13 protein-coding genes and 1 pseudogene are annotated in these 22,002 nt (G+C 33.6%); 12 read left to right on the forward strand and 2 right to left on the reverse strand.

Going from position 1 to position 22,002, the window contains the following annotated elements; genetic code table 11:
- The 12 genes and pseudogenes from BQ9856_RS25005 to BQ9856_RS22840 all read left to right on the forward strand — a co-directional run.
- Window positions 1-292: pseudogene (locus tag BQ9856_RS25005) on the forward strand (hypothetical protein); the annotation flags it as partial.
- A 124-nt stretch (window positions 293-416) separates the two neighbouring features.
- On the forward strand, window positions 417-2,189 hold the full coding sequence (locus tag BQ9856_RS22785; RefSeq protein WP_077613026.1) for a hypothetical protein: 1,773 nt from the start codon (window positions 417-419) through the stop codon (window positions 2,187-2,189).
- Between the two features lie 616 nt (window positions 2,190-2,805).
- Window positions 2,806-4,530: a DNA phosphorothioation-dependent restriction protein DptF gene (gene dptF / locus BQ9856_RS22795; RefSeq protein ID WP_077613028.1), complete on the forward strand. Its 1,725-nt coding sequence runs from the start codon at window positions 2,806-2,808 to the stop codon at window positions 4,528-4,530.
- Between the two features lie 2 nt (window positions 4,531-4,532).
- Window positions 4,533-5,945 (forward strand): DNA phosphorothioation-dependent restriction protein DptG, encoded by a 1,413-nt coding sequence (gene dptG, locus BQ9856_RS22800; RefSeq protein WP_077613029.1) that lies wholly within the window; start codon window positions 4,533-4,535, stop codon window positions 5,943-5,945.
- The gene (locus tag BQ9856_RS25415) at window positions 5,926-11,268 is read left to right on the forward strand and encodes a helicase HerA domain-containing protein (RefSeq protein WP_159442070.1); all 5,343 of its coding nucleotides are present in this window, start codon (window positions 5,926-5,928) and stop codon (window positions 11,266-11,268) included. The genes dptG and BQ9856_RS25415 overlap by 20 nt, the downstream gene beginning before the upstream one ends.
- 81 nt (window positions 11,269-11,349) lie before the next feature.
- Window positions 11,350-12,423 (forward strand): DNA sulfur modification protein DndB, encoded by a 1,074-nt coding sequence (gene dndB, locus BQ9856_RS22810; RefSeq protein ID WP_077613031.1) that lies wholly within the window; start codon window positions 11,350-11,352, stop codon window positions 12,421-12,423.
- A 13-nt stretch (window positions 12,424-12,436) separates the two neighbouring features.
- Complete coding sequence (gene dndC / locus BQ9856_RS22815) at window positions 12,437-13,987, forward strand: DNA phosphorothioation system sulfurtransferase DndC (protein ID WP_077613032.1); 1,551 nt, start codon at window positions 12,437-12,439, stop codon at window positions 13,985-13,987.
- The gene (dndD, locus tag BQ9856_RS22820; protein ID WP_077613033.1) at window positions 13,984-15,930 is read left to right on the forward strand and encodes a DNA sulfur modification protein DndD; all 1,947 of its coding nucleotides are present in this window, start codon (window positions 13,984-13,986) and stop codon (window positions 15,928-15,930) included. Before dndC ends, dndD begins: the two co-directional genes overlap by 4 nt.
- Window positions 15,927-16,310 (forward strand): DNA sulfur modification protein DndE, encoded by a 384-nt coding sequence (gene dndE, locus BQ9856_RS22825; RefSeq protein ID WP_077613034.1) that lies wholly within the window; start codon window positions 15,927-15,929, stop codon window positions 16,308-16,310. Before dndD ends, dndE begins: the two co-directional genes overlap by 4 nt.
- A complete protein-coding gene (locus BQ9856_RS22830) occupies window positions 16,310-17,461 on the forward strand; it encodes a cysteine desulfurase family protein (protein WP_077613035.1) in 1,152 nt (383 codons plus the stop codon). Before dndE ends, BQ9856_RS22830 begins: the two co-directional genes overlap by 1 nt.
- A 382-nt stretch (window positions 17,462-17,843) precedes the next feature.
- Entirely contained in the window at window positions 17,844-19,178 is a 1,335-nt protein-coding gene (locus tag BQ9856_RS22835; protein ID WP_077613036.1) for an ATP-binding protein, read from the forward strand.
- A gap of 1 nt (window position 19,179) precedes the next feature.
- Window positions 19,180-20,115 (forward strand): O-methyltransferase, encoded by a 936-nt coding sequence (locus BQ9856_RS22840; protein ID WP_077613037.1) that lies wholly within the window; start codon window positions 19,180-19,182, stop codon window positions 20,113-20,115.
- Between the two features lie 148 nt (window positions 20,116-20,263).
- Here BQ9856_RS22840 and BQ9856_RS22845 read toward each other — a convergent pair whose 3' ends face one another.
- Both BQ9856_RS22845 and BQ9856_RS22850 read right to left on the reverse strand, forming a co-directional pair.
- Window positions 20,264-21,094: a transposase gene (locus tag BQ9856_RS22845; RefSeq protein WP_077609165.1), complete on the reverse strand. Its 831-nt coding sequence runs from the start codon at window positions 21,092-21,094 to the stop codon at window positions 20,264-20,266.
- Complete coding sequence (locus BQ9856_RS22850) at window positions 21,060-21,920, reverse strand: transposase (RefSeq protein WP_077609174.1); 861 nt, start codon at window positions 21,918-21,920, stop codon at window positions 21,060-21,062. Before BQ9856_RS22850 ends, BQ9856_RS22845 begins: the two co-directional genes overlap by 35 nt.
- Window positions 21,921-22,002 lie beyond the last annotated feature (82 nt).

Consider the following 22,002-nt stretch of genomic DNA (forward strand, 5'->3'; position numbering starts at 1 on the left):
CAGCCATCGCGATAGCGATTTTGTTCAATTAAGATGTCGACCGAAAGGTAATCATCCGGAAAGGAATTTGGATATGATTTATATTACTGGGGATACCTATGGACAGTTTAAATGGGCAGAAGCGTTCTGTGAACATTTTCAGACGAAACGTGAAGACATATTGATTATATTGGGAGATGTTGGAATTAATTTTAGTGGTGGAATGCGGATTGGTGGAAATGGTTTCTGGAGGAGTTTTCGATTATACTTTCCTGCATTCATGGGAGCGATAAACAGAGCTTCGGAACGTTAGATACATATAAGGAAGTTGTTCTGATTAGCCAGTTATATGATATGAATTGATATTGCTGTTTAACAACTTATAATGGTACAAATAAATGCAGATATTTACAAGAGAGGAGTATAATGGGGTAAAAATGAGGAGCATAGAAAAAATTAAAAAATATATTAATAATCCAGTAGAATGTGAAACTGAGTTTACTAGCTATATAATGCAGAACATTGTGGATATTCCTTTTGAGGAATTGCTTAATCAAAAAATGTTATTAAAGATTTATTTGTCAAATAAAATTGATCAAAGAGAAAAAGAAGAGATATATGAACTAATAACATATAATAGGCCAGATAATGTAAAGAATTATATATATTTTATAAAAGAAATATTTCCAGTAATAAATAGAATTCAGTATAAAATTAGTCAACAGATACAAGAGGGATTTGATTCTTTATTTGTTTTTTTAGTATGTGTCGGTATGTTCGCAATGGATAACCCCAGTATTATTGGATATCCTAAAAAACTCTTGATTAAATTAGCAACTGGTGTATTGCCTGACGATACAGCGTGGAGTGAAGCGCAGGGCAAAATAGAAATTGCTGAGAGTATTTATTTATGTAAAGAAAAGTTAATTGAGTCAATTTATTCAGAAGCGATAAAGTGTGGCTGTATTGCTGAAAAGTTTGATGATATTAGCTACCTTAAAGAGGATGTTGAGAAAATAGAAGTTATAGAGAACAGGCCTGAAGTTCAATTACGTATGAAAAAGCCAGAATATAGTTATAGGATAATGTTGGGATCGGCCTATTATGGCACAGTTGCCGCTGAACGTATGGCGGTTAAAGACTGGAAAAAGGATTTAATATATCAGTTTTATGAATGCTATATATGTAAAAAATGTTATTTTGAGGAAGATGGTAAAATATTAAAAAGTTGGATGAATGGAATGCTGGATAGACAATTTTTTGGAGAAAATATGCTTGATATTCTGCTACGTCATTATGAAATGAAGTATACGGCATCTGTTATAGTATCTATATTATTATATCTCTACATTGAAGTGTTATTTTTAATTATGACTCAATCAGGTATGTATCGTACCATACATTATAAAGAAATTAAAAAAAATATTTGTTTTGGAGATAAAATTACAGATGAAGAATTTTTGACAGTATATAATATTGTATTTAAGAATTCTGACTTTTTGTCTGATTTTTGCGAACATCTTTATTTTCGGGTTGGAGAAAATATCATAATTGCCAAGTGGATGTTTGATGAAGATTATAATGTTTTTGAAGAATCAAGGAATATTGCATTAAATGCCAAAGGGTCAAAGATACTAGGAGAAGAAGTGGATTTTTTTGGAAAAAATGTCTTTGAAAATGTAGTTAAGTCGATAACTAAGGGGTGCGGTTGGGAGGTTTTACAATCAGGATTAAAAGTAAAGAAAACAGATTTTGATCTTGTTGCATACAAAGATGGGAAAGTGATTCTTGGACAAATAAAGGTTGCTCATTGTAATAGAAAACCATTTCAACTATGGAAGGCGGAATGTATAATTAGAAAAGCTATTGAACAAATAAATGCTTGTAGGGTAGCTATTACGGAGGACGACTATTTGTTGTTTTCTAATTTGAAGAGAGAAAAAATTGTGAGTAAAAAAAATCAGATTAAAGAAATATTTTACGTGATAATTACAGGAAATAGTTACTTTTCAAAATTAGGTGAAGTACCAGTTATAAGTATTGAAGATTTAAAAAATATATTAATGATTGAGAAAGAAAATGCTTTGAGATTTCGAGAGGTACTAAAGAATCCTTTTAATATGTACGATATTCCACAAAAGCCCCAATATAGATGGAGCTTGATTGAACAAGAGGAGTATTCCATTTTATATAATGAATTTGAAATATAATTAATGCAGGAGTAATTTTTTATATTGATTATATTGAATAGTAAAGATAGGAAATCATAGGTTTTCTAGCTCTAAATGCAGCGGGGTGTAATAACGAAAATAGGAAGTTCCTTAACTTACAAAAAAATAGGATTAGGCTTATTCTCGTATTCCGGTTCACATGGCTCTTAGTATTTTTATTCAATCAATCTGGTTAAATACCTCATTTTTTGATATTTTCAGCTTTTATCCAGTGGTTTTTGATGAGTTCCTTTATGTTTTTCCACTGAATATTATGGAGACGTTATTGAAAGATTATTTTCTGGTTACAGAAAATGTTAGGCCGGAAATAATTTTTGAGAATATTATAAATTTGATAGTATTGAGAAAAGTGTGATTATTTATTGTGATATTAAAGGAATGAAAGTATAATAGAAATGGATGTGAAAAATTATATGTTGATTTGTTGCATAGTGGATAAAATTATGAGTTTTGTAAGCAAATAAAGATTAGTCTTGGTACTTTATGAAGAGTGAATAGAAATGAGCTCGTTTGATTTTTGATAATTAAAAAATGTAAAACACTGGCTTAGAGAATAGAAGACGTAGTTTTAATAATAAAAAGGTGAGTGAAAAAAATGGGGAAATGTGAGTTTGTAGATGAGCTGAATAAACTTAGAAAGTCTTCAAATGAGTCAATAGATAATATTGGAAAATTTGATGACTTTAAAGCGTATATGCATATATCGCGACCTGTAGAGGTAGACCTTAAAGTAATATTGAAAAAAATCAATGAATCTGGAAAGAAGACACTTGTACTTCTATGTGGAAGTGCTGGTGATGGAAAATCACATTTGCTTTCATATTTAAAGAACTTGGATGAAGAGAAATTGCTTGATGGATATTGTGTTTATAACGATGCCACTGAGAGTAGTGCGCCTTTCAAGACGGCCATAGAAACGCTGAATGATGTTTTAAATGGTTTTTCCGACGCAAACATTAATCTGCCAGGTCAGAATATTATAATGGCAATAAATTTGGGTGTTTTAAGTAACTTTATCGAGTCAGAATACGGAAAACAATATGCAATGCTACGCGAATATGCCATGAAGAGTAATATTCTCACATCTCAAATAAATGAAAATATATATGATGCGACAAGTAGTTTTCAACATGTAAGTTTTTCAGATTATCATATGTATTATTTAACTGAGAATGGCGTGGATCCCCAATTTATCAGTGATATTCTTTCTAAAATTTTTACAAATAATGAAAAAAACCCCTTTTATGAGTGTTATCAGAGCAAGTGTGCTCAATGCCCAATGGCGTTAAATTGTCCAGTTAGACATAATTACGCTTTTATGTCAGAAGAAGCAGCTAGAAATTTTGTGGCCGAAATTTTAGTAAAGACAACAATAAAGGATAAGGAGATATTGACTACGAGAGAAATCTTGAACTATATTTATGATATTATTGTTGCACATGATTTTAGTTACAAAAAGTTAGCGGATGCATCAGTTAATACGGAAGATTATCTTAAAGAATATATTGGTGGTATTACCCCCTCTTTAATGTTTGATTATGGCGATTTGTCGAATTTAATGAACTTTCTTAGAGAGTATGATCCATTATTGGTTAGAACTGAAATAGCGGATACAATGGCCATCTTCTATTATGTATCTTCGGATATCTCTGAGTCTATAAAAGAGGCAATTGGGGGGAGTGCATATTCTTCTGTATTATGTACAAAGGAAAGTTTGAATAAGTTGAATTACAATCGGGCATTAAAGGCTCAAATGTTTAATATTCTTGTTCGTATTTCAAAAATAATGAATGCGGAGAATTCTGATAAGGTTTATGAGAGTTTCTTAAAAGATCTTTATTATTATAACTCAGGGAAGAAAGGAAAACTCCAATCTATATATGACATGGTTGAAAAGGGTGTTGTACAGTGGTGTGGAAGTGAAGCGGATTCAAATATCAGATTGAGTGAGAGTAGAGGATTTGAACTATATGAAAATGTAAAATTTGAGGCGTTTCTTGAAAATGTACCATCTAGTAATGGAGATAATAGTCTACAACGTTTTACGCCAATTATAATGTTGTGCTTTGAAGATGTAAAGACGAAAGAAATTATCTCATTAGATATAGATTATTCATTATATGAATTAATCAGTAGATTGAACGATGGCTATGTTCAGACGGCTGAGGATAGAAATAATCATGCTGACTTTATTAGTTTTGTTTCTAAGGTTTTAAAAACGGGATCGGCTAGTGAGAATATTATGATTGTTTCAGAAAATGGGAAAAGAGCAATTCTAGATAAAACAAAATTTGGATACAAGTTTAAGGTGGTGAGATAATAGTGAACTACAAATTTAGTGAGTTAAGATTTAAAGATAGCTTTAAAGTAAAGGAAAAAGAAGAGAAGTCTTTAGATTCATTGCGATTGTCCCATTATCCTGATAATGCCTTTAAATTATTCCCATACAAAGCAAGTGGAAAATCTCAGGCGCCTATAGTCTATGATATGGAAGAAATTATCAGTGGTTTCTTTAGAAAAGCGCTTGATTTGGAAACCGAGGATATAGATGAAGAGTCTTTATGTCAAAGGTTGATCAGTAACATTGATATAGATGCAGAGGACCTTGAATATTTTCAAGATTTAATATCTAATCTATTTTTTAGAGGTGGAGATTTTATTGCCGAGAATATTGGCTTATATCCATATCAAACCAACGTTCAGAATAAAAGTGCTGATAGAGTTGCTTTTTTCATGTCATGTGTTATGGGAGTTGGTGATGCAGACCGTAAAATAATAAAAGAAGCTATTTATAAATATCCATATAACGTGTTGGAAAAGATGGTAATAGATAGTATCGAGTCTAAACAATTAGAAAGGGGAAAGGAAAAGCCTTACTATCCAATAATTACGAATGTTCAAGAAAAATTTAAAAAAGATTTTTACTTCATGCTTGATACCGGGATGACTTCATTGGAAGACCTGTCAAATCTTTTGGCATTATATTATTTTTATTATGTTTCCCAAACGTGCATCACGCTAGACCAATTTGGTATGGGAAAGAGAGAGGATCCAATACCCCTATATTTTGCGTTAGATTGGGAAAGAGTAAATAAAAACCGATTATGCTGTGTTGAAGGCTGGGAAAATCTACAGGCAAAAATCAATCATATGTTTAGCCATGCGATTACTTTAGAAATTATTAACCAGCATGATGATATAAATCTAATGTGCGACTACATAGATTTACAAAATTATGTGAAAGCAAATGAAAGTAGAGATGAATTTGTTGCGTCAGAAATAAAAAGTGCAGAGCATGCATATACCTCGTGTGTCGGAGATTATAAAAAATTTAATGAAATTCCTTATGCAGAAGGTGGATCGAAAACGGATAAAGCTCTTAGGCATTTATTCAAGTGTGTAGAGGAACAGTTCCTTAATACAGATCGAAAACGAGCAAATCAGTTCTATAATGAGAAGTTTTCGGATTTTTGTAAAGAACGTTGGGTAAAGAATCGTAAAAAATCAGGATTGGTTCTTAATCTTACAGAACGAGACATTATTTTTCTTACAAAAATTTCATTGCGAGATAAAGACAGGATTCGATTAATAGATCTTTATAAAGAATATGAATATAGGGGGATTTATTTAGATAATACTTCCAAGGAATTATTACAGGAGTTTTTTACAAAATTAAATCTGATTGATAAAAAGAGTGATAGTGGAGATGCACAGTATGTTAAGAGAATTTTATGATTTTATAGCTAAAAGAATAAATGGTTATTTTCAGGCAATCTCGTCACAAGGAATTTTGCAATTAGGGGAGAGTTTCTGTCTAAAACTCGACGATGAGGATATGGTTGAAGGGGTAACAGAATCTCTTCGAAAGCTGTCTGAGCAAAACAGAACATTGGGAGAGTATTCGTACAAGTGTATGGATGGCACTGTATATAGAACGTATACCCTGAAAGTTGTTGATGATGAAATAATTATTGCTTCACAGATTAATGGGATGACAAATGATTTTTTATGTGCAACCTTGAGAAATGCAGCAAATGATGCTAAGAAACCTATTTTGATGATTTCTTCAAATCCAATTGATAGTGCTAAGAGTGGTTCTAGAAATATGACTGCTAATGGTATGCCGTTTTATCCGGGTAATCTTATGCAAGAAATTCGAAAGATGGCAGAGGAAAGTACACAGCTCACTTTTTTAGAGCAACGTATTTTAGATTTTGAATTGAGCCGTAGAGAAAGTGATGTATTCAGCGATAAAACATCACTTTATGAGTATAAAGATTTATTATCAATTATGAGTGGCGGGTTAGTAGCCCGGAATAATTTCCCGGGGTTTAGATTGTTTTATGTTGATGGAAAGAAGGACTTCTCCAATTTTGGTAAGATGCAGATTGATAAGGAATTGAAGAAGAATAATCAGTTTTTTGAGAGGATTGATCGTAGTATAAGATTTGGAAATTTAGAGTCAGATTTGTCTAATGACTTTGAAGATAGTTTCATTATCCGAATTGAGCGTACTCGTAAAGATGATCCGGAGAACTGGAGTACTTTGTTTACCTATGCAGAAGTTTTGACAGCAATGGAAAAGAAGCAGGCGAAAAAAGAAAATCCATTACAAATAGATCTTGAAGATATTACCATATATGGAGAAATTCCACTGGAGTCATTGGCATTGGATGAAAAAGTACTGATACGTAACGAAGGTTCTATGACAACTAAAAAACGCAGACGGAGTATGATTATTTTTAATCCGGATAAATATCCAATGATTCATATTCGTGTGGCATGTAATGTCAAGGTACATTATAATGATATTTCAGCAGACGATATTTCTTTTGTAAAAGAGGCAAATAATCTGGTTTTTGAACTTAATAGAAGCGGTATATCGTTTCATAAGATTGAAATTACTGATACAGCTAATGATATTACATATATTTTTAAAATTTGTATTTTAGACCTTTATGCAACATATTTGGCAGAGACCATAAAAAGAAATTTTATCATTAATTGGAAAAAAACAAAATCTAAATCAAGTATCAAGTTGCTTGGAATTGGAACTGATTTGATATTTAACCAAAATGGCGCAAAAAACATGTCAGAAAAGTTAGATGATAATGAAGAGTATCGTTGTAACTATGATGAACGTTTACATTTGTATGCCTCAGAGGACGAGCTTGCAAATTATGGATGCGGTATTAATATACAAATTAATTTTGCAGGAATAGTTGTTCCATTTTCACTTTTTCCAGATGAAGCAAAGAGCGTGGAAATAACAGGAAGAAAAATTCTTAGGGATAAAATCGCCACAAAGGGTAATTTTGAATTTATTGATAATTTGCATATTTATAAGGAATCACAAGAGTATTTTGCAAAGGCTAATTTACTCCGTGAACTACGCATAGAACAGCAGATAGTTGATGATGGAATTACTTGTGGAAAGTGTCGTCATTTTTATGCATCAGAGCAAGTTAAGATTGAAAAGGTTAATCTAGAAATAGAAAGTAATTTGCTTGATTCATATTTGAATCTTTTGGCAGCTTACAAGTCAGCATCTACGGTTCCAACTTTGGCATATATGGGAGGGGAAATTAAAAAAGCAGCTCAGAAATATTTGGAGGCATTTAAGCAGGTGTTTGTAACGTTGGAAGAAGGTAAGCCATTTTCAAAGTTACAAGAAGAAGCATTGTTCTTGGGATCAATATCAGTTGGAAATGAAGATAATGAAATACTTCTTACACCATTACATCCACTGAACATTGAATATCAGTTGATGTTGGCGAAAGAAAAATCTATAGATTCAGCATCGGATATTGTTGTTGACAGACTAAACTCTATTAATTTGTTACCGTATATAAGAAGAAATAAAAAAATTTATAAGGTCTCCGACCAATTGTATTCTACGGAATGGAAGTATTATGCTCCAGCTGAAAACAGAAAATATCGTGGCAGCAGAAGATATGTTCCGAAACTTGTAGAAGAAAAAATTGTAGAGTTTAGTTCACACTTCAAATACATTTTTGAGGATATTAATAATAAGACAATTAAGATTAATCTGATTAATATGGGGGATTGCAGTGATGTCTTTATAGGAATTGCGCAGTATTTTATCCATTCGGTTAATCGTCAGCCAGACGTAGATCAGCTAATGAGGTTTGAAATTCATGTTTATACAGATGATAAAAAAGGAAATGTTTTCTCAAATTTGAGAGATTATGGGCTGCTCAAAAAGTATTTAGCTGATATGAAGCTTTCGGTTGTAAGTGGTATTACAATGAACAATCTTGAAGGCATAATGTCAAAGAATGTTGCATGTTATTTTTATAAAGACACAGGGAAAAATTATGCCTATGCACATATATCATTTTATGAAATGGAATCTGAGGTAACATCTGAGATTGCAACTATGAATCAAATTGAGACGGGTGCAGCAATTGGAGGAATTTTATCAGGGGTACCTTCTAGTAAGTATGGGCAGAAATACAGAACAGGATTTGGAACAAAATATGCGAAACGTACAAAGCTAATTGAATTAGCGGAACAATATAATGCACTAGTACAAGTAGGAACGACAGGAAATCCATATTATTCGGGGAGTAGTATATCCACACAGATAGATTCTAAAGCGGAAGATAAGATGAATGGAATATATGACGCTTCAAACTGGGTTGTATTTGTGAATCCTAAAGTAGACTTGGATTTTTTTAGTGAAAAAGAGGCAAATAGTGATTTGTTGATAATTCATTATAGTGATCAGTATACTTCTAGTAGTGGATATGATGCGATAACAGTAACTCAAAAATCAAAGCAATATTCAAAAGTAATTCAAGAATATTTGAAAGATAAAGGTATAGATGCGGAACTTCGAGATATTTCCAATATTATAAATCTTTTCAATGCAATCAACGGAGATTGGCTGCTACGACTTGTGTCGTCTAAAAAGATGGTAGGAGCAAATAAGGATTCAACTTTTTCTAGAGAAAAAATTAGTATTGTTGCTGCAATCAAATTTATGTTGGCATTCTTGCGTCATCCAGATATTCTGTGGGTTCCTATCTCTTTGGAAGAAATGTTACGAGTGTCTGGAGGAGCAGGTTTGTCACGGGACGAAGGTATTTTGTCAGCCAAAAATCTTGGATTCGAAAAAGGACCGACGAGTGATGATTTATTATTCATTGGATTGAATTACAATGCGGATAAATTAAAAATATACTTGTATCCAACTGAGGTAAAGACGGGAATAAATGATAATGTAGTAATTAAAAAGGCATTTGAACAGTCTGCGTCTACTGCTAATGGTTTGAAGCAAGCATTCGCACCTAATGATGAATTGGTAGGAACAATTTTATACAAAGTAAATAGAAACTTTTTGATGCAACTTTTGGTTACGAGTTGCAAAAAAATGAAAGTATATCATGTAGATGACTCACAAAAATGGGATATTGTAATTGATCAGTTTAGAGAAGCGATATTAAATGAGGAGTATGAAATATCTGATGATATTCGAGAGGTTTTGGGAAAGGGTGCTGTTCTCTCTTTTAGAAAGGCACATATTGAACGCCGGACATCATTTAAGGAAGATGCTATTAACTTTATTGAAATGCTCGAATATGATGAATTTGAATTGATTCTAAAAACTGTAGATGAGATATCTGATAATATAGCTTTAAGACAAGATAATGAATTTATGCTGTTTAATGAGAAAGATATTTCAGGTTTGACAGGAGATTTTTCCAAGTTAAATGTTACAAAATTTGAGCAGGATAAGACTGCACAAGATAAAGAGATATGTGAATGTTCTGGACAGAAAGAAGAGAGAAATCCTGATGATGAGCCATTTGATGAGCCTCAAAATACGCTTTCGGAAATGAATGAGTTAGAAGTATCTTCTCCGGGAATCCAAGTGAAATTTGGCGTGAACCAGCAAAATGGTATGGATGTTATTTGGGAACCAAATAATACAGATATTCTTTTTCATACGAATACTGGTATTATAGGTACAATGGGAACTGGTAAAACTCAGTTTACACAGTCATTAATTGCTCAGATTTATCAGAAACGTACAGCAAATATTGCATCAGATGATGTAGGAATCCTTATTTTTGATTATAAAGGAGACTATAACGAAACAAAAACGGATTTTGTAAAACTGACTGATGCAAAGGTATATAGACCATATCATTTACCATTTAATTCATTGGCTTTGGCATGGTCTGAAACACCAAAGCCACTTTTGCCAGTACATACGGCAAATACCTTTGTTGATACTTTGGCAAAAGTAAATTCTTCATTAGGTCCAAAGCAGAAGAATATTTTATTGAATTGTATTGATGAGGCATATTCAAGATGCGGAATTAAAAAAGCAGATTCTTCTACATGGGCTAATGAGCCACCCACATTTGCCAATGTATACCAAATTTATGATTTAGATGAAGATATAAAGAAGGGAGATGTGCTCGATGCGATATTGAGTAAAATCTCAATGTTTGAAATTTTTGAACCTGTAGCATCAAATACAAAATCTTTATTTGATCTTCTTCATGGCGTAGTAGTTATCGATATGTCGGGATATGATGCGGATATTCAAAACCTTGTTGTTGCATTGACACTGGATCTGTTCTATTCACAGATGCAGGCGGCGGGGCACAGCAAATTAGAAGGCAGTTATCGCCAAATGAATAAACTCATATTGGTAGATGAGGCAGATAACTTTCTTCGTGAATGTTATCCATCACTGAGAAAGATTTTAAAGGAAGGCCGAGAATTTGGAGTGGGAACTATACTTTCAACGCAGTTCCTAAAACATTTTGTGACAAAGGAAGAGGACTATTCAAAGTATATACTTTCGTGGGTCATTCATAATGTAGCAGACCTAGCCAATGCAGATGTTAGGTTTGTATTCAACACACAACCAGGAAGCTCAGATGAGTCACGTATTTGTAGTGATATCAAAAATTTAAAGAAACATGAAAGCATTGTTAAGATAGGAAATGTTCAAGATCCAATCTATATGAAAGATAACGCTTTCTGGAAGTATGCAAAGGAAATATTGGAAGAAAGATAAGGGTTTTAATTGACTAAAAACAATGATGAAGCTATACTTAAGTAGTCTACTTAAGTATAGCTTATTTATTTTGGAGGAATTATGGATTATACGTACAAATTTCCAGTGGTAAGAGGTAAACAAGCGCGAAGAGAGTATTATATAGCCATGGTGCCTTTAAAAATGCTATCAAAACTTTTCCCTAATACAGAAGAATATGTTCTTCCGGAATATAGGGCCCAAAGAAAAATGAATGAGTCCAGAATTCCGGTTATTAGTAGGTATATAACTGAAAATAGGGATTCTTATGCATTTTCAGCATTAGCAGCTTCAATAGATGGAGAATTTGAATTTCATGAAAGCAGTGATGGGATGGGAACGGGTATTTTAGAGGTTGCTATGGATGCTCGCCTTTTGATTAACGATGGACAACACAGAAAAGCAGCCATTTTAGATGCTTTAAATGAAGACGCTTCACTTGGTACAGAAACTATTTCAGTCGTACTTTATGAGGATTTAGGCTTAACTAGAAGTCAACAACTATTTACTGATTTAAACAAGCATGCCGTCAAGACATCTAATTCTATTGCAGAATTATATGATTCAAGAGATGCACTAGCTGTTATTAATAGGAATGTCGTCTCACGGGTGAAATTTCTAAATGATTATACGGATAAGGAAAGGGATATATTAGGGAAGTTTTCATCTAACTTGTTTACATTAAATACTTTCTATACAGCAAATAAAAGAATTGTTGGCTGTACTGAAGTATCGGATGCAGCTGAAAGATTTTTGTGTAAATTTTGGACAAACATCGTTCAAAATATTATTCAGTGGAATGAGTTAATGAACCATGAAATTTCTAAAGTGGATCTGCGAGAAAACTATATTGTTACTCAAGGTGTTGTGATACAGGCATTTGGGGTTATTGGTAATTATTTTTATAATAATCCTCAAAGTCAAATGGAAGATGTTCTTTTGAAGCTTCAGAGCATTGATTGGAGAAGAAGTGCAGTACAGTGGAAATTACGAGTAATTAGGGCTGATGGAAAAATCATAACAAGCAATAAAGCAATAATGCTTACAGCAAATCGAATCAAAAGAGAAATTGGACTTGAATTGTCAAAGGATGAAGAGCATAGGGAAAATCAATTCCTTGGGTCTATTAATATCTAGGAGAGATGGGAAGATGGCAGAAAAGTGTGCGACCTGCGAAGTTAACAAGCGGGATGTAACGATTACTAAAGAAATAATAGTTGGATTGATGGAAACAGTAAGAAATTTATATTTAGTTGATGATATTCCATGGGTAATTGGATATTCTGGAGGAAAAGATAGCACTGCGACATTACAGTTGGTATGGCTTTCACTTAGTACTTTACCTAAAGAACAGTTAAAGAAGCCGGTTCATATCATAAATACAGATACATTAGTTGAGTCACCAGTAATTTCAAAATGGGTTCAAAATTCTTTGAATCTAATGGACAAGGCAGCTGTAGAGCAGGGACTTCCATTTTTGACGCATTCATTGACACCAGCCTATAATAATACATTTTGGGTAAATTTAATTGGAAAAGGATATCCATTTCCTAGGAAAAAGCTTCGTTGGTGTACTGACAGATTAAAAATCCAGCCTGTTAATTCATTTGTAAAGGAGAAAATAGCAGAGCATGGAGAGGTTATTATGGTGATTGGCACGCGTAAAGCGGAAAGCGCAAGGCGTGCCCAAACTATGGCTTATTATGAAAAGAAAAGAGTTAGAGAGTTGCTAAGCCCAAACCAGTCTATGGTAAATGAACTGGTGTTTTCTCCTTTGGAGGACTGGAACGACAATGATGTTTGGGTGTTTTTAATGCAATATAAGAATCCATGGGGCTATTCGAATAAAGAATTGCTTACACTTTATAAAGGTGCTACAGCGGATGGAGAATGTCCCATGATGGTAGAAAAAGGGCTCCCGAGTTGTGGGAAGAGTCGTTTTGGCTGTTGGGTTTGTACAATGGTTGAAAAAGACAAATCTATGGAGGCGATGATTGCAAATGATGATGAAAAGGCATGGATGACACCGCTTCTAGAGTTTAGAAATAAGTTTGGAGATGAGGAAAATGATAGAGAGAAGAGAGGCTTCCGTAAGATGGCAGGATATTTGCAGGGAAGCTATAAGCAGTTACATCATGGCCCGTATTTAAAAGAAGTACGTGAAGAGTGGTTGAGAGATCTTTTGGAAGTTCAAAAAGATATTAACGAGAATGGTCCGGAAGAGTTTGAAAACTTAGAGTTAATCACATTACCGGAATTGAGAAATATACGAAGAATATGGGTATTTGATAAGCATGAGTTTGATGATTCCCTACCTCGTATTTATGAAGCAGTGCTAGGAAAAAAGTTTGATGATCCTGAATGGATCGCTTCAGATGCGTTCAAGAGTGAGGAATGGGATATATTGAAGAATGTTGTTTCAGAATTATACCCGGATGAAGAACTTGCATTTGAGATGGCATACAGTTTGATTGATATTGAAAATCGATCAAACAGTTTAAACCAACGAAAAGGCATTACAGATTCTTTAGAAAACATTATTCAGAGAACTTATTATAAGAATGAAAAAGATGCGACTGAATTTTACTTAAATCAAGTAATAAGAAAGAAAGAGTTAGGTGGAAAATATAATGAGAAGGTCTTGGATAGTTCATATGATGAACCTGAAGAGGATGATGAAGACGAGGATTGTAGTGAATGATAATTAAAAAATTAGTGATGCATAACTTTGGAGTGTATGCGTCCACAAATATATTGAAATTTCATGGAAATAAGCCTGTTGTGCTGATTGGTGGCATGAATGGTCGTGGAAAGACGACTATTCTTGAGGCAGTGTTACTAGCCCTGTATGGATCGAATTCATTTGCATATAGAGAAAGTAAATTTCAGACATATGGACAATATTTAAAATCATATGTAAACAAGTCCGATAATACGCTCGAATCATATGTAGAAATTGAATTTACAATGGATAGAACTGAAAGTGAAGTCTATTTCGTGCATCGTGAGTGGGAGGGTAAAGGACAGAGAGTTAGAGAACGAATATGGGTTAAAAGGAATGGAGAAGAGAATGCCTTTTTGACAGAGAATTGGCCTATGTTTGTTGAAAATATATTACCTAGTGCTTTGTCAAACTTCTTCTTTTTTGATGGAGAGAAAATTGCGGAACTTGCAGTAGAGGATACAAGTGAGCAGATGAAAGAATCTATTAAGGCTATGCTTGGAATCTCCGTTTTAGATGTATTAGAGGGTGATATAGGAAAGATTATAAGTAAGATCGGAAGAAGAAGTACTGTTAATCAGGATCTTCAAAAGTTGGAAGAATTACGTCAAGAGAAGAACGATGCGATTAAAGATTTAGAGAAAACGGATAGGGAGATTGCGGAAATTAGTCAGCAATTGATTGATTTACAGGCTGAATTAGAAAATAAAAATACGGAATATTCTGTAAAGGGCGGAGATGTTATTGAACAAAAGCATGACTTGATGAGCCAGCGTCATGAAAATATGTCTTCTCTCATAAGTAGCCAGGAATTATTAATAGATATGGCAGGAGGTGAATTGCCTCTTTTAATGGTAACACCCTTGTTAAATGATATTCAGAAACAGGGTGAAGTTGCTCATGAACAGAAAGTTAACCATATGGCGTTGGAAAAAATTCAAAATCTCTATGATGTTTTTTCCGATAAGACTACTAATACTAGAACATTCGTTGATTTTATTAAAGAAAAAATGCTTATAGAGAATCAGGAAGATCTGTACAAACTTTCCGATTCAACCTTATATCAAGTTATTTCATTAAATAATGGCCGACTTGAGAATAGTGCAAAAAAAGCAAAAAAATTATTGGCTGAAAAAGATCGATATCAGAGCAGAATAAAAGAAATTGATAATTATTTATCAGTGGATATTGATGAAAAGGCATTGAGTGGCTTGTTTAAAAGAATTAAGTCTCTCGAAAAAGAGATTATTGAAAAAGAAGTAGAATTGGAAAGCCTAAATAGTAATAGAAAAACATTGCATGGAGTTTCCATGGCGGCGGAGTCAAAGTTTAATAAAATGGCTGAGAGTGTTTTAACTTCTTTGGAAACAGTAGATGCTGATGAAAGAACGTTGAAATATGCGCATATGGCAATAGAAATTATTTCTTTGTATAGAATCCGGCTACAGGAAAGAAAGACAGACTTATTAGCCAAAACAATGACAGATTGCTATAAAAAATTGGCTAATAAGAAGAACATGGTAGAAAAAATAGTAATGGATTCTGAAACATTAGACTTACGATATTTGAGCGACAGCGGTGAAGAAGTTGCAAAAAAGCGATTATCAGCAGGAGAAAAGCAACTAATGGTCATTTCATTACTGTGGGCATTGGCAATTTGCTCTAAGAAAAGATTGCCGGTAATCATAGACACACCTCTTTCTAGATTGGATTCATCACATAGGCAGGCACTGGTTAAGATATATTTTCCCAATGCAAGTGATCAGACAATTATTCTTTCTACGGATTCAGAGATCGATGAAACATATTACGAGTTGATTAGGGAAAGCGTAGGAGATGAATATACACTAAAATATAGTGATAAGGATAAAAAGACCACTATAGAATCAGGGTATTTTTCGTGGGGAGGTGTTGTAAAGTGATTGTAAAGCAAATTAAGTTATCCAGTGCATCTAAGGATAGGTTAAGCAGATTAAAAGGAAGGTGTGGTATCCAGAACTGGAATGTACTTTGCAGATGGGCACTATGTTATTCGCTATCTGAAAATACAAGGCCAACAGACATCTCTATTAATGGAGATAGTAATGTGGAAATATCTTGGTATACATTTGGAGGGGAGTACAGCGAAATATATGACGCATTGATGATCGCATGGTGTAAAAAGATGGGTCTTCCTACAGATGAATATACTTTGGCGAAGTATTTTAAGTTACATATTGAGCGAGGAATCGCTTATTTGTCAGGAACAAACTTTATAAAAAACTTAGATGATTTGATGAATTTGGTCTTAGAGGGAAAATAATGAGCGTATATTTGGATTATAATGCATCTGCCCCAATTGACAACCGAGTTTTGGATGTTATGGTGGAGGTTTATAAAAATGAATATGGAAATGCAGATAGCAGAACACATGATTTTGGTGAAGGGGCTCGTAAGGTTGTTGAAATAGCAAGAAAGCAGGTTGCTACATTATTAGGTGTTGATAGTGGAGAAGTATTTTTTACAAGTGGTGCCACGGAAAGCAATAATATTGCAATTCTTGGTTTGAAAAAATATGCTGACATAACTGGGAAAAAGCATGTAATTACAACCTCTATCGAACATAAGGCTGTCTTGGAAACGATAAAGAGCCTTAAAGATGATGGATTTGAAGTAGATATTGTGAATCCCGATGTAAGTGGAAGAGTTAATGCGGATCAAATTACTAGCCTTGTACGTGAGGATACCCTTTTGGTATCAGTTATGCACGCAAATAATGAAAACGGCGTGATCCAGCCTGTTAAAGAAATAGGAGATTTTCTATCCGAAAAAGGGATATTCTTTCATGTTGATGCAACACAAACTTGTGGGAAACTTGTTCCTGAGTTAAGAGAACTAAAATATACCATGCTCTCTTTAAGTGCTCATAAATTAAGTGGCCCTCAAGGAATAGGAGCATTGATTTTGCGAAAAAAGCGTTACAAGCTCCCCCCAGTTAAAAACATAATGTATGGTGGCCAACAAGAGCATGGAATACGGCCTGGTACGACACCGGTTGCATTAGTAGCTGGATTAGGAAAGGCGTGTGAATTGGCATCATCTGAATATAATAGCAGTTGGAATAATTACAAGGAAATTAAGATGTCTATTTTGACTATATTGGAACAAACGGGATTAGATTATGTAATTAATGGCGATCAAGAATATTGTATGCCTAATACTTTAAATATAAGTATAAAAGGTGTCGAGTCGGAAGCATTGATGTTATCCTCAAAACAGTACTGTGGTATATCTAATGGTTCGGCATGTACATCAAGTGATTATAGTCCAAGCTATGTTTTGGCAGCAATGGGATTGGATGTTGAAAGAATTTCCGAGGCAATAAGAATCAGTTGGGGCGCGAAGTCAGATAAGGATGAAGTTGTTGAAGGATTTAAAAGATTATTGGAAGTGGCAAGAGGATTAGTGCTTTAGGTAGAATTAATTCGGTAATTGATGATTTAATTGAGAGGGCCCTATAATGCTAGTGTTCGTTCCGCCGCTTATATATCAAATAACCAGATCATAGATAATTTGTGATCTGGTTATTTACTATTTTAAAGTTAATTTATTTACACTTTTTGACAAATTATGATATAATTTCATATAATTAAGTACTTTTAATTCATGATTATTATCATCGTATGTTTATGGAAATAAATGATGGTTACAGGATAACTACTAATTTATTTTAATTCCCCCGATTTAACGAGTGTAGGCTATGATAAAGATCAGAGATTGCTTATCCGAAATTCAATGTTAGTATGGTATTTGTATATATTATAAAATTTTACATAAACTAGGAGGAAAGTATGATATGAGGAGTGAAATTAATAAAGTGAAAGCTGGGCCTACAAAAGAATTTTTTGTTTCGATGATAACTAGAGATATATTGCTACCAGATGCAATAGTTGAGCTTATAGATAATTCTATAGATGGAATAAAAAGACAAAAGGTATCAAAATACAATGATTATTACATTCATGTAAATTTTGACCAAGAATCATTTAAAATAGAAGATAATTGCGGAGGAATTGATTTAGCAATTGCTACTGATTATGCATTTGTATTTGGGAAGCCGCAAGAAGCAAGGGATAAAGAAGAACGTGTTGAAACAACGGGAACCTTTGGTATTGGTATGAAGCGCGCATTGTTTAAAATGGGGCAAGAGTTTGAAGTGTCTTCTAAATCAAAAAATTCTGAATTTGTTTTAAAAGTGAATGTTGCTGACTGGATGAAGGAAGATGAATGGGACTTTCCGCTTGTTTCGTCTGACGATACAGTCAACTATGATGAAAAGGAATGTGGAACTACGATTGTAGTTTCAAAATTATTTTCTAGTATCTCTCAAAGCTTTCATTATAATGCGTTTATTAACGAAATTATAAACACTGTGCGACGTAAAACAAATTCTGAAATTAAGAATGGTTTAACTATAACAATTAATGGAAGTAAAATTGAAGGTTCATTTTTGTCTATTGCTATGGGCGGGAATGTCATGCCATATAAGTATACTTTTGATTCGAATAATATAACTGTTATGATATTGGCAGGTATTTCAGCAGAGACTAATCCTGATAAAGCTGGTTGGTATGTATATTGTAATAATAGAGAAATATTATCTGCTGACAAAACATCGTTGACAACCTGGAAAGATGATAGCGATAATGAAGGAATAAAATATCATAATGATTATGCTTCCTTTAGAGGATTTGTATTTTTTACAAGTAAATATCCAGAAATGTTACCATGGAACACATCCAAAACGGGAATAGATAACTCTTCGATGATTTATAAAGAAACTCGTCCTCACATGATAGATGCATTTAAAGTAATAACGTCTGAATTAAAAAAACTAGCAAAACTTGATGAGGAGATCCGTACTGCTATTACGCAAGACTTGAAAAAACAAACTCCGAAGGAGATTCACTATTATGCTGCGACAGAAATCTTGAATAGAACGAATATTTCTTTTATTGAGCCATATATAAGAGAATTTGAGAATGAAGCAAGTAAAATTCCTATGACAACTATATCCTATAAGGCTGAACTGGAATTAGTCGATAAGGTAAAAAAAGCCTTAGATGTTAGCAATAATAAAGATGTTGGCTTAAAGACATTTGAGTATTTCGTTGAAATGGAGGAAATCTAAAATGCCTGATACAGACATGAAAATTAATTATTATATACGACAACAAAAATCAATTGAAAGACGAATGTTTTGTCAACTTTTTAGTAGTGTAAATAGAATTTTTAATCTACATGAGTTCCAATATATCGGTATGGGGGCAAAATATTTTGCGGATTTTTTATTGTTTCATCGCGAGTTTGGCTTCCAAAAGATGATAAGCATTGAAGCTGACGTAGATAATAAGGAGAAATATGAGTTTAATAAACCGCTAAATTGCATAAATATGGAGTATGGACTTTCTAGTGATGTGCTACCTAAACTTGATTGGATACAGAAAAAACGTTCCATTATTTGGTTAGATTATGATAGTCCACTTTCAAAATTTATGTTGGAAGATATTGAAACTATTATTTCCAAAGTTTCAACTGGAAGTATGTTTTTTATCTCTTTCAATTCAGAGTGGCCTAGGAAAGCCGCTAACAGAGAACCCTTTTTAAAAGATAAATTGGAACAGTATTATCCGTTCAGTCTCAGTCGCCGTGATTTTGCCGATAAGAATAAACATCAAACACAATGTAAACCGATAAATAATACTATTGACAATGCTATGTCATTAAGAGGCGGGATGTCATATGTGCAATTAGTTGATTTTATTTATAAAGATGGCTGTGAAATGACTACCATTGGTGGGATTATTTTGAATGAAGACGATATGAGTAGTTTTAATAAATTAGACTTTTCTCATCTAGATTTTGTAAGAATAGATCGAGGTACAGATGCCTTTAGTCTAGTAATTCCACCACTAACATATAAAGAAGCAATAAAAATATTTGAACAGCTACCTTGTGATGATTTATCAGCGATAAAAATTCCTGGGCTTAATGAAGATCATATAAATCAGATTGCTAAAATTTATCGATACTATCCTTTTTATTTGGAAACATCTCTTTTTACATGAGTACGATACATAGATCTTTTATTGATAATGATATTAACTAAAAGAAATGAATGAATTAAATTAATAGACTTTGAGTTTTGTTTGCCCCCCGCTTGCGCAACCTGTATATTCTTATGAAATTGGTTCTTCCGCAAATGTCCGTTATACATTAGCATCTCAATATCATTTTGGCACTCAAAAGTTTTCTACTGCATCTGCCATACATAGTACGTTTCACCATCTTAAGTTTACTGTTAATTCCCTCCACAAATCCATTACTCAAATCAGATGCTACCGCATTTTCGACAGCTTTTATATCTCGCTGTAAGCCTTTGGCAAAAGATTTTAATTCAGGAATGGCACTATTACTATATCGTTCAATAAAAAGATATAACCCGGGCATGCTTCTACGGATAAAAACATTACGGAAACTCCGAATACAGCTCAGGATTTCCCATACCATCGGGTAAGTTTTGAGAATATAATCTTTATGCTCCGGTGTTAGTTGATTATCATTCATCCAAAGATATTGGAAAATTCCTGCTCTAGTTATATAATCAGCGCTTTTACCTTTTGATCCAGCTTTATATTTCATTCCCTCGGTATAAGTTCTGACATATGGTTGTGGTGCAAAATTCTGTATTTTATATCTTTCTATTTTTACAAGATAATCAAAGGCTGTACTTTTAGCCCCACGATATCCTAGTGAATACAAGCGTTTTACTGTCTTGCTTTTACTATATCCATTATGTAGACACTTAATTATTTCGTCCTTGTAAACGTCCAACTTACTTTGATTAATTCCAGATTCGCAAAGTTCCTTTGGATTACCGGCTCTATACTTTGCGACTGTTCTTCGGCTTATACCCATCCGTTTGGCTATTTCACGATAACTGCAGCCTTCTTTTAAAAAAGTTTGAATCTGGCAAATGACTTGATAACGTTTTTGTTCTCGAGGAGAAAAGTTATCCACAGTCGAAACGATTTTTTTTACAAGCATCACAATTTTTTACAGATTTCGCAACATGACTATCATGAATTACTGTTATATTAGCGGGTACTGCACGGTTTAAGGCACCTTTTACGGCATCAAGAAGATTTTGATGCAGATGGAAACGATCGGCTACCTGCATGACATCAGGAAGCTCTTCACTGATTACTTTTGCATATGCACTTGCCCGATCCCTGGTTACTGCTTTGATATGTTGATTTCCTTTTAGCCACTGGCGAAGAGTTTTGCCATCGCGTCCATCAAGTATGGCAATGGGGTTGTGTGACTTCTCATCTACAATAATAGTGCCGTAGGTATTTCTTTTTTTGAAAGCAAAATCATCAATACCTACGATTTCACCACACTCTGAAGGTGCCTGATTCTCAAAGCGTTTCAGCAAAAGGCGTATTACACTATCGCCACTGATGCGAATGCCCATCTCTTTACAGATACGGGAACAACCTTCGCAGCTCGTTTCCAATGCTAATGTACTGATAAAATCAGCGCATCGCTCCGTCATACGGCTATAGTAATTGAGGAAACCATTATAGGTTTCAGCAATTGTAGAAACCTTGCAAGAATCATTTTCACAGTTATATTCGTGTGCAGTTATTTCAAGCTCTACCTGTTTTCCTAAAATAGGCAGATCCTGTACCTTGCGAATATAGGTGCCATGGTATTGGTTAGAAATTTGTTTACATTCAGGACATTCGCAAGATTCGGTTGCGGATTTCATACGGATTTTTATTTTGGTTCTGTCCACAATAATTTCTGTAATTCTCAATAACTCTGTTGGATAAAATTTATCTAAATTTAATGCTGTAGTATCGTTCATAAACAGTATCTCCTATAGCATTATAGTATATCATATAAACTTTATAAGCGAAAGATACAAAACGGATATTTGCGGAAGAACC

Origin of the sequence: Clostridium sp. Marseille-P2415 (assembly GCF_900155545.1) — a bacterium.
Taxonomy (GTDB): Bacteria; Bacillota; Clostridia; order Lachnospirales; family Lachnospiraceae; genus Lacrimispora.